Source organism: Grylomicrobium aquisgranense, from assembly GCF_033971865.1.
GTDB lineage: Bacteria > Bacillota_I > Bacilli_A > Erysipelotrichales > Erysipelotrichaceae > Bulleidia > Bulleidia massiliensis.
In genome coordinates, this window is record NZ_JALBUR010000052.1 from 1 (window position 1) to 10,081 (window position 10,081).

Genomic DNA, 10,081 nt, shown 5'->3' on the forward strand with positions numbered 1-10,081 from the left:
AATCATAGTGAATTTTTCCTCCTACAATTTCCTTCGGATTGTGTAAAAAAGGCTGATTTTTGGCTGTCAAGTATTTTTTTAGATAATCATCCAAAAAAATACGGACCCTTTTGGCCATCAAAAAAAAACGCCTTGTATTCTTACAAAATACAAAGCGTTTCAATCATCAAGCCCTAACTTAATGACATTGCTTGAACGCTCAGCCTATGTAATCGCAATCATACTTGGCATTCATGAGATCATCATTTGGAGAAAGAAGTAATTCGATCACCCAGGCTTAGGGATTCACCGAAACCCCTTTGCCTTCTATGCTTATCTTAACACGCTATGGGAAAATTTGGCATCATTGCAGTATTTATCATTCTCGCCATCGTCATCAAGAATAGAAAGGACCGTGAGCGCAATGGCTAGGAAGGCATCCGGAGAGTTCGATCAGATCAAATACCAGAACGTCTGGAAGAAGCAGAACATGAAGCAGGTAGGCGGATCATACAAGAACGAATTTGTTGAAGAGTTCAAGGCCGCCTGCAAGAAGCTTGGCGTTTCCCAGTCCGAAGTGATCAGAGCGGCGATGGAAGAAACCATCAGAAAAGCTGAGGAGATACAGTAATCCTCAGCTTTTTCATCTTCATTGATCAGACAGTAATATTTATTTCTGACTTTTCTGCATCAGATGAGATCTGCAGCCATGCTGGCAAACTGCCGGGTATACAGTTCATAGTAATAGCCCTTCTGTGCCATCAGCTGCTTGTGGGTGCCCCTTTCCACGATCTTACCGTCTTTGACTGCCAGGATGACATCCGCATCCACAACCGTGGACAGACGATGGGCAATCATAAAGGATGTTCTTCCCTGGATGATCTTGTTCACTGCATTCTGGATCTTCTTCTCAGTCACAGTATCTATGGAGGATGTTGCTTCATCCAGCACCAGGATACGGGGATCACACAGCAGTGCTCTGGCAAAGGAAAGCAATTGTTTTTCACCTACGGAAAGCAGATCACCACCCTCACCGACATCGCTGTCCAGTCCTTTATCCATTCGTCTGACAACATCGACGGCATCCACTGCTTCCAGTGCTTTCCAGATCTCTTCATCAGAAGCGTCAGGCTTTCCATAGCGCAAATTGTCACGAATAGATCCGGAGAACAGATGTGGCTGCTGGAGAACATAACCGATATTGGCATGGAGCCATAGCTGAGAACGCTCTCTGGCATCACGGCCATCAATCAGCACCTGCCCTTTGGTAGGTTCATAGAAGCGGCATACCAGATTGACCAGTGTGGATTTGCCGGCACCGGTTTCACCAACGATGGCCACATTGGTGCCCTGAGGCACTTTCAGATTGAAGTGCTGCAGAATCCATTCAGTACCATCAGGATAGCGGAATGAGACATCCTTGAATTCAACATCGCCATACAGCGGTTCCCAGTTTTCCTTCTTCGGATGAAACGTATCGCCATACTTTGCAATGACTTCCGGACTGTCGGCAACATCCGACTTTGTTTCCATGAGATTGACAAAACGCTCAATATTGACCTGAATGGAGATCAAAGCAGAGATGGTTTCAATGATCATCTGCACCGGTTCTACCATGTTTAACGCATAAGACATGAATACCGACAATGTGCCCAGCATGATCAGTCCGCTGCTGGTCAGCCGACCGCCCTTGGTCAGTACAACCGCCAGCACCAGTGAGCTCATCATTGTTAACAGTGAAATCAAAGCCGCACTGTATCTGGCTGTATGGACACTCTGGGTGAACATGTGATCCGTATCTTTCTGGAAATCATCATTCATCAGGTCTTCAATGACCAGTGTCTTGATGGAACGGGCACCGGTGATGCCTTCGTTGAAGTCGCTGGTAATGGTGGAGTTGAGCTCACGGATCTTCCGGTTGCCAGCCAGCAGATGTTTCTGAAACCAGGCAATGGCAATCACGGCAGCCGGCACCATCAGGAATACCAGAAGTGCCAGCTTTGCCTGAATTTTAAGCATGACCACAAAGATGAAGATCAGATAGCTGCCATTCCATGCCAGGTCCATCATCCGCCAAGCAACCATCTCACCGATCTTCCCAGTATCACTCATGACACGGGCATGCAGGTAGCCGACATTGTTTTGGTTGAAAAATGAGAAAGACAGTGTCTGCAGATGCGTGAAGGCATCATTGCGCAGATCACGGTCAACGGTCATCTCAATGCGGCCGGTATGGTAGATCGAAATAAAGTTCAAAAGGATCTGAACCAGCAGCAGTCCGACATAGGCTGCCACAAAGTACCACAGCGTATCCATGGTCTTTTCACCGATGAAGTGATTCAGGGCATAGCGGTTGAATAACGGCCAGGCGGCGTCAATTGCCGTAGCTGCAATGGTCAGAACCATTGTCACGATGATTTCCGCCTTGAACTGGCGGATATACGGCCACAGACGGACGAGTCCGAACCATGGCAGGATCTTTGTTTTCTTTTCTGTCTTTTCTTCCATGATTCACTCCTGCTGCATCTGCAGATCATAGATCTTCTTGTAGATGCCATCTTTTGCGATCAGTTCCTGATGGGAACCTTCTTCCGCGATGCGGCCATGGTCCATGACGATGATGTCATCGGCCTGCATCAGGGTAGTGATACGGTGGGCGACAAGGATGACGGTACTGCCTTTGGTATTGCGTGACAGGGCAGCCCGTATCTTTGCGTCGGTTTCAGCATCCACCGCCGAAAGCGAATCATCAAAGATCATCAGCGGTGGTTTTCTGATGAGCATCTGGGCAATGGCAGTGCGCTGCTTCTGACCCCCGGACAGTGTCACGCCGCGCTCACCAACATACGTGTCATAGCCGCGGTCAAAGTGCTGCACGGCCTCATCAAGACTTGCTTCCCGTGCTGCCATCATGACATCCTGCATGGAGGATGCCGGTCTTGCAATGCGGATATTATCTGACAGAGAACGCGAAAACAGATACGGTTCCTGCAGCACCATGCCGATCTGTCTGCGCAAAGAGCGCCGTCTGATATGACGGATATCCTGTCCGGAAACAGTAATCTTCCCGCATCCCTGAGGCACATCGTACAGACGGTTTAGCAGGCAGACAAGCGTTGATTTGCCGCTGCCAGTACCACCCAGAATGCCAACAGTTGTCCCCTTTCTGATCGTCAGGGAAACATCATTCAGAACTTCTGCACCAGCATTTTCATACGCAAAAGACACATGATCAAAGACAATATCACCGCTCATATCCGCATCGGTATCCTCTGGATCATCCTCTTCCTCCGGCGCATTCATAATCTGGGCCAGGCGGTCAATCGAAACACCAGCCTTTGACATGTTTGCAATGACTCTTCCCAGCATTCTGACCGGATTTGAAAGCATCGCATTGTAAGAGACAAACGCAATATAATTGCCCGCGCTCATCTGTCCGGATACCGTAAAATAGCATCCAAATCCCATGACCGCCAGAACCTGCAGACCGGAGATCAGATCGCCAGTCATCCAGAACTGGGTCAGCAGCTTCATCATGCGCACCCACATATTCGTATACTTCTCATTCTGGGTGTGAAAGCGCTGCTGTTCATACGATTCACGTCCGAAAGCCCGCACTACTCTTACCCCGGTCAGATTCTCCTGGGCAATATCGGAAAGCTTTCCTTCTTCCTGATCCGCATTGAGAAAGGCACCACCGATCCGGGCATGAAAGTAATAGCTGTAGCCGATGATGACCGGAATAAAGATGGCAGAGACAAGCATCAGTTTGGGATGGATCGAAGCCATGAAGAACAGTGACAGTGTGATCATGACAATGATCCGCAGTAAAGATGTCAGCTGCTCTGATAAAAACACTTTCACTGTTTCCACATCACTTGTGCAGCGCTGGATGATATCTCCGGTATGGTTTTCGGAATACCAGGAAAATGGCAGATTCAGCAAATGCTCATAGAGGGCATTGCGCATATGGCGTACCAGGGACTCTGCACCATGGGCATTGGCAGCCCGGAAAAGATAACTGATCAGCGCATTGACAATGGCAACAAAGCACACGGCAAGGCCGACCAGCCAGAGATGGCCGCGCAGATAGGATAGTCCTCCTGCCCAATTGACTAGAGCAGACGTGATACCGGACATCTTTACAGCTGTATCATCGATCAATGCATCTACGGTAAAGCTGATGATCTTTGGATTGATCAAAGACACTGCCTGCATGGCAACCGCAGATACCGCTGCTAAAACAAACCACTTTTTGGACCCTTCGGCAAAAAAGGCAAGCATCTTGCCTCTTGTCGGAAATTTTTTCTGTTCAGACATGCTGTTCATTATATCCCCTTTGATGCAATTCACAAAGGCTTCATGCCTCTGTCTGCTGCAGCAGACAGAGGATCATAGTGCCAAGCATCACAAATTCATCCATATTCTCAATTTTTATCAGCTGCGGAATATGACTCTCCGGCAGAAACTTTTCCAATTCTTTCCTGATTTCCTCCGGATAAGGCGTCATATCACTGCGCAGGCAAACCACCTGCGGATCCAGATACGTCACTGCCCCGACAATATCCCGGGCAACCACGCGCACCATCTGATCCGGCGTGCACACGGAGCTTCCTACATCATCCAGGCCGGAAAACAAAGGTACGATATATTTCACCTCACCGGCAGAACTGTTTTTCCCCGACAGCAGACGGCCATTGACAATAATGCCTTCCCCGCCCATTTTCCAGCCATAAGGCTGCGAGTGAAAGACAATATTCTGATACGTATCCTGGGCGCTGTACCAGCCAAGAGCAGCCGCATTGACATTGTTAAAAATGTAAACAGGAAGATGATATCGGTCCCGGAAAAACTGCTCAATTGCAAAATGATTCCCATACTTTGTCAGATCAATAGAATTGGACGAAGGCAGGTCCATTGTCCCGTCATGAATAATGCCCGGTATGGCAATCCCAATCATTTCAGGCTTGATACCTTCTGAAGGACACAGGCTTGTTTCAATCACATCAAACAGATCATCAAGGTAGAAGACAGGCTTAATCGCTTCACTGCTGTCTGTCACTCTGCCGTGATCATACAGGCGGCTGCGGATCAGTGTGCGCCGCACATCTGGCAGCACCGCAATAGAAAGAATGACATGATCATTATCACTATGGTGAAGAATATGCCTGCGGGCACGCTCTTCCAGAGATGCATGAAACTGCTTTATTCCTTCCTGCACAAATGTAATGCAGGCACCGGCATCATAGGCACCGAATACCTGGGCAGGAATCGTCAGCACCGGAATATCCTTCAGCACATCCGCAATCTTTTTCTGCTGGAAACCAATCTGTGGTGCCACCAGCACACAATCAAACTGCATGCCTCTGGCATATACATCACTGACACTGACTGCCTCAAACGTCCAGTCAAGCTTCAATGCATGGGCAGCTTCATTCAGCCCCATGGCAAAATAACTCGTCGTCAGGCCAGCTGTGCAGCACAGCAGAATTCTTGTTTCATGATGCTTTCCAGTCTCTTTGAGTACTTCCACCATTTCCGCAAACAATGCTTTGGAATGCTCTTCAGGATCAGCATGAAAATGAAGGAAAAAGACAACTTCTCCATCCTTGACTCTCTCAATGCGGAATTCAATGATCTCAGGCTCATTTTCAACCTGATAAAACTGGATCTGTGCAAGCGCATACGCAGTGACAATTTCAAAATGATTGTCATCCACTCTGGAAACCCTTCCACACGGCGTATTCTGTTCCATGATCCAGCTACGGTAATCAAAATGATGTGTACTCATAAGAATTGTCCACCCTTCTACCCATATTGTAGACGCCTGCGGCTGAAATAAGGCAATAAAAAACTCTTCCATCTACTGACAGAAGAGTTTTTTCGGTGGTCCCAGGCAGAATCGAACTGCCGACACCAGCATTTTCAGTGCTGTGCTCTACCGACTGAGCTACAGGACCAATGGTTGCGAGGGAAGGATTTGAACCAACGACCTCCGGGTTATGGGCCCGACGAGCTACCAGGCTGCTCTACCTCGCGATAATAGGAATGCAACACACAATACTGATTGGGAAAGCGGAGGAACAGGGATTCGAACCCTGGCGCCGGTTTCCCGACCTACCGGTTTTCAAGACCGGACCCTTCAACCACTTGGGTATTCCTCCAGAAGATGGACCTTGAAGGGCTCGAACCTTCGACCAGTCGGTTATGGGCCGACGGCTCTGACCAACTGAGCTAAAGGTCCAAATGCCAATCAGTCTTGGCAATGCAATGGTAGCGAGGGTGAGACTCGAACTCACGATCTTCCGGGTATGAACCGATTGCTCTAGCCAACTGAGCTACCTCGCCAGAAATATGGTCGGGATGGCAGGATTTGAACCTGTGACCCCTTGATCCCAAATCAAGTGCACTACCAAGCTGTGCTACATCCCGAAATGGTGCGCCGAACAGGAGTCGAACCCGCAACCTTTTGATTCGTAGTCAAATGCTCTATCCAGTTGAGCTATCGGCGCAATTTCAAGCACTCGTAAACAGTGCTTAGTTATATTAGCAAACCCCCTGTCTTAATGCAAGCACTTCTTTCATTTTCCAAACAAAAAACCGTAACAGTGCTTTTCAAAGCACCATTACGGCGAAACGAATCATTTCTCAGAGGACGCCCCAGATCAGCCAGTTGGCAAGATAGCCGGTGATCACAGCGATCAGTGTAAACGGAACACCGATCTTCACGAAATCACTTGTTGAGACGTGGTACCCTTCCTTGGTCAGGATACCGATACCGGCAATGTTGGCAGAGGCACCAACCGGTGTCAGGTTGCCGCCAAGAGTTGCACCAATCAGCAATCCATAATAGAGCACATATGGAGCAATGCCCATGGAGGCCGCAATGCCCTGCACTACCGGCAGCATCGTGGCAACATAGGGGATATTGTCCACAAAGGCAGAAATGATTACCGAGGCAAACACAATCAGCGTATACATGCCGAAGACGGAACGGCCGCCGATCTTGACGAAAACTTTGGCAATAGCATCAATGACGCCAGCTTCGGTAATGCCGCCAATGACGATGAACAGACCGATCAACAGCAGCAGTGTCTTGACATCCACCTGTGCCAATACAGATTTATAGTCAAAATTTTCACCATGAATCCACTCATAGATCATACCTGCAGCCGCAAAAGCCATGCAGATGTAGCCATTGGTCAGCTCCGGTTTGTTTTCAAACTGGGAGGCAATGATCAGTCCGGCAACCACGCCGATCATCAGGAAGCTTGGCACATAGTCCGTCACTTTTGTTTCCACTTCCACATCAATAGCACCCTTGTTCTTGCGGAACAGCCAGAGCAGTACCGGCACAGTCATCAGGGCACCGAGTTCTACCGACAGGCAGATACCAGGTCTGCCCTGAAACCAAAAGAAGTCATTGAATGACATGTTGGCATAGCCGCCCAGCAGGATAGATGTTGTATCACCGACCAAGGTAGCTGCACCCTGCAGGTTGCTGGAAACAGCAATGGAAATGATGATCGGAACCGGATTGATATTGAGCTTCTTTGCGACGGCAAGGCCGATTGGTGCCACCATTAATACCGTTGCGACATTGTCGACAAAGGCAGATACCACACCGGCAAACATTGCCAGGGCAACAATCGCCCACTGTACGCTTGGCAGCTTGTGCAGCAGCCGTTCTGCCATGCGCATTGGCATTTTGCTTTCAATAAACAATTCCACAACAATCATTGTTCCTGCCAGCATCAGGATGATGTTCCAGTTGACAGAGGACATGGCCTTGTTCAGCGGCATGATGCCAAGCAGAACGAAGATGGCTGCGAAGATCAGTGCCGTCAGCCACCGGTATTCCTGGGTCTTGGGCATCAGAAAGAATACATACATGATGATAAACAGAATCAGTGCCAGTACCATAGTTTCTCCTTTTCCCTTCTGTGTCATGCCAAAGAAAAAGCATGACCGCAGTCATACTTGCCAAACAAACGGCCCATGTATGACAGCCATACATGAGTCTCACGATTTAAAACCAGACAGGTCAATAGACCGGATATGTTGCCTGGCTGCCCATAAACGGGCCCGTTACTCCCTCAAGTGCTTAAGATTATAGCATCTTCCTTCTCATAGAGAGAAGTCATTCCACAAATACAGATCATGCAGAATGTCATGTGTGACCATGTCGGTGCCAATCGGTGTCACTGAAACATAGCCCTGCTCCACCACGTTGCGGTCGCCATCTTCCAATGGTGCCTGGGGATATGTGGGTGGATCCTGCTGACAGTGCAGCAGAATTCTGCCATCCTGATGGATCATATCGATCGATTTATTAGTATACGATTTGAAATGATCAAACTGTGTCACCCGTATTCCCTTGATCTTTTCATACGGGATGGCGGGTACATTGATACTGCAGACATAGGAAGAGCGTTTCTCATCCTGCATATATTTTGGCAGAAGTTTTACCGCAATATCTGCTGTTGGCGCAAAGTCATCCGACGTAAACGAACAAAGCGATACAGCCATGGATGGCACCCCAAGCATCAGCCCTTCCGCCGCTGCCCCGACGGTTCCGGAATACAGTACATCCGCATTCAGGTTTTCACCCTTGTTGATGCCGGAGATCACCACATCAATCTTGTTCTTCCAGAACAGACTCAGGCCATAAAAGACACAGTCTGCCGGTGTGCCATGTACGGCCCAGGCTTCCTTAGCACCTGGTACTTCTCTTCTTTGGGCTTCGTTGTTCAGCCGCCAGTACGTCACTGCATGTGACATGCTGGAACGCTCTCCATCCGGTGCACACACATACACATCATGATCCAAAGACAGACGTTTCACCAGAGCCCTCAGACCCGGTGCATCAATGCCATCATCATTGGCTACCAGTATTCTCAATTTCTTTTCCATGGGCACCATTATACTTTGATACAATAAAGCCATGCAAATCATCGCCGATGACAAAATGCACGCTTTCTTCTCAAAATGCATGCACAATATTGAAACAGACCAGAAAAACCAGTTTCTCGGTATGCCTGTCACAAAGAAAAATGAGAGAAATGTGATCCACAAGCTGAGGAAAGCTGGCTTTGCAGAGTTTCAGAAAGAGCCATGCCCTTCCCTGTTTCTGAATACGGATGACTGGGAGAAGACACCCTATCATCAGGCTGTCTCACTCAGCTGCATTAAAGATGCACATTTCCGCTATGAAAAGGAATGGGTTGCAGGCAATGAGCTGTTCAATGCGGACTGCATCCAGAAGGATCCGGAAAAATGCCTGAATGACTGGATGAAGCTGAGGGCAATGGACAGAGATTTTCAGGCTGTGTATCTGTATCAGGATGACAAAGACTGGATGATGGATGCACCAAGTGAAGCCTTCACCAACGATCCATGTGCTGCCAAAGCACATGGCAGAGTACTGACTTTTGGCCTGGGTATTGGCTATTTCCTGTTTATGGCCTGTCAAAATCCAAAGGCAGAAGACATCACTGTCATCGAGTACTCACAGCCTGTCATCGATATGTTCAACAAATACTTACTGCCGCAGTTTCCGCCTCACGTACCAGTTCATATCATCCAGGGCGATGCATACAAAGTCTGGCAGAAAGAATATCTGGATCAGTTTGACTATATTTATACAGATATCTGGCAGTCTTCCGATGATGGTTTAAAAGCAATCACAAAACTGCTGGAACAGTACGAGCCGCCTTTTGACAAAGCAGATTTCTGGATTGAAGATTCGTGCTATGAAATCATGTGGACACTGTCCCTGCTGTATTTCCGTGAACTTGCCGCAAAGAGAAAAGCGCAGATCAATCCAAAGCTCAATACCTATATGAAAAAGATACGGCGTTATTATGCCGGCAGCAGAGAAAATGTTACCGATGTAAAAAGATTACAGTTCCTGATGTACGATACTGAAACAATACGCCATATTCTCGCCCACAAATAAAAAAGGATTCCGCTGAGCCAATGTCATTAAGATAAGCTCATGAAAGTGATATTGAGATTTTGACCCGTTAAGTTAAGAAGCTGGATGAAGAATAATAATGTTATTCTTCAGGACTCAGCTTCTTTTTTGTTCAGCTCTTAGAGG

The 10,081-nt window shown here is 48.0% G+C and carries 7 protein-coding genes and 7 tRNA genes; 2 read left to right on the top strand and 12 right to left on the bottom strand.

Features of this window, described 5'->3' with window-relative positions; all coding sequences use genetic code 11:
- Window positions 1-403: 403 nt before the first annotated feature.
- Window positions 404-610 carry a hypothetical protein gene (locus MOZ60_RS10970; protein WP_370596711.1) on the top strand — a complete coding sequence of 69 codons (207 nt, stop codon included), beginning with the start codon at window positions 404-406 and terminating at the stop codon, window positions 608-610.
- A gap of 59 nt (window positions 611-669) precedes the next feature.
- Here the strand turns inward: MOZ60_RS10970 and MOZ60_RS10975 are convergent, their stop codons facing one another.
- The 12 genes from MOZ60_RS10975 to surE form a co-directional block, all read right to left on the bottom strand.
- Complete coding sequence (locus tag MOZ60_RS10975) at window positions 670-2,487, bottom strand: ABC transporter ATP-binding protein (RefSeq protein ID WP_370596712.1); 1,818 nt, start codon at window positions 2,485-2,487, stop codon at window positions 670-672.
- 3 nt (window positions 2,488-2,490) lie between these two features.
- Window positions 2,491-4,299, bottom strand: coding sequence for an ABC transporter ATP-binding protein (locus MOZ60_RS10980; RefSeq protein WP_370596713.1), 1,809 nt, complete (start codon window positions 4,297-4,299; stop codon window positions 2,491-2,493).
- Between the two features lie 40 nt (window positions 4,300-4,339).
- Complete coding sequence (locus MOZ60_RS10985; protein ID WP_370596714.1) at window positions 4,340-5,770, bottom strand: ROK family protein; 1,431 nt, start codon at window positions 5,768-5,770, stop codon at window positions 4,340-4,342.
- Between the two features lie 96 nt (window positions 5,771-5,866).
- Window positions 5,867-5,939 (bottom strand) — tRNA-Phe (locus MOZ60_RS10990).
- Window positions 5,940-5,941: 2 nt separating this feature from the next.
- A tRNA-Met gene (locus MOZ60_RS10995) sits at window positions 5,942-6,018 on the bottom strand.
- Between the two features lie 37 nt (window positions 6,019-6,055).
- Window positions 6,056-6,143, bottom strand: a tRNA-Ser gene (locus MOZ60_RS11000).
- A 6-nt stretch (window positions 6,144-6,149) separates the two neighbouring features.
- Window positions 6,150-6,223: transfer RNA gene (locus MOZ60_RS11005), tRNA-Ile, on the bottom strand.
- Between the two features lie 27 nt (window positions 6,224-6,250).
- Window positions 6,251-6,327, bottom strand: a tRNA-Met gene (locus MOZ60_RS11010).
- A gap of 7 nt (window positions 6,328-6,334) precedes the next feature.
- Window positions 6,335-6,411, bottom strand: a tRNA-Pro gene (locus tag MOZ60_RS11015).
- A 3-nt stretch (window positions 6,412-6,414) separates the two neighbouring features.
- Window positions 6,415-6,491, bottom strand: a tRNA-Arg gene (locus MOZ60_RS11020).
- A 136-nt stretch (window positions 6,492-6,627) separates the two neighbouring features.
- Entirely contained in the window at window positions 6,628-7,902 is a 1,275-nt protein-coding gene (locus tag MOZ60_RS11025; RefSeq protein WP_370596715.1) for an ArsB/NhaD family transporter, read from the bottom strand.
- Between the two features lie 204 nt (window positions 7,903-8,106).
- Window positions 8,107-8,892 (bottom strand): 5'/3'-nucleotidase SurE, encoded by a 786-nt coding sequence (gene surE / locus MOZ60_RS11030; RefSeq protein WP_370596716.1) that lies wholly within the window; start codon window positions 8,890-8,892, stop codon window positions 8,107-8,109.
- 79 nt (window positions 8,893-8,971) lie between these two features.
- On the opposite strand from surE, the gene MOZ60_RS11035 reads away from it, so the two are divergent.
- Window positions 8,972-9,937: a polyamine aminopropyltransferase gene (locus tag MOZ60_RS11035; protein WP_370596717.1), complete on the top strand. Its 966-nt coding sequence runs from the start codon at window positions 8,972-8,974 to the stop codon at window positions 9,935-9,937.
- Window positions 9,938-10,081: the final 144 nt, after the last annotated feature.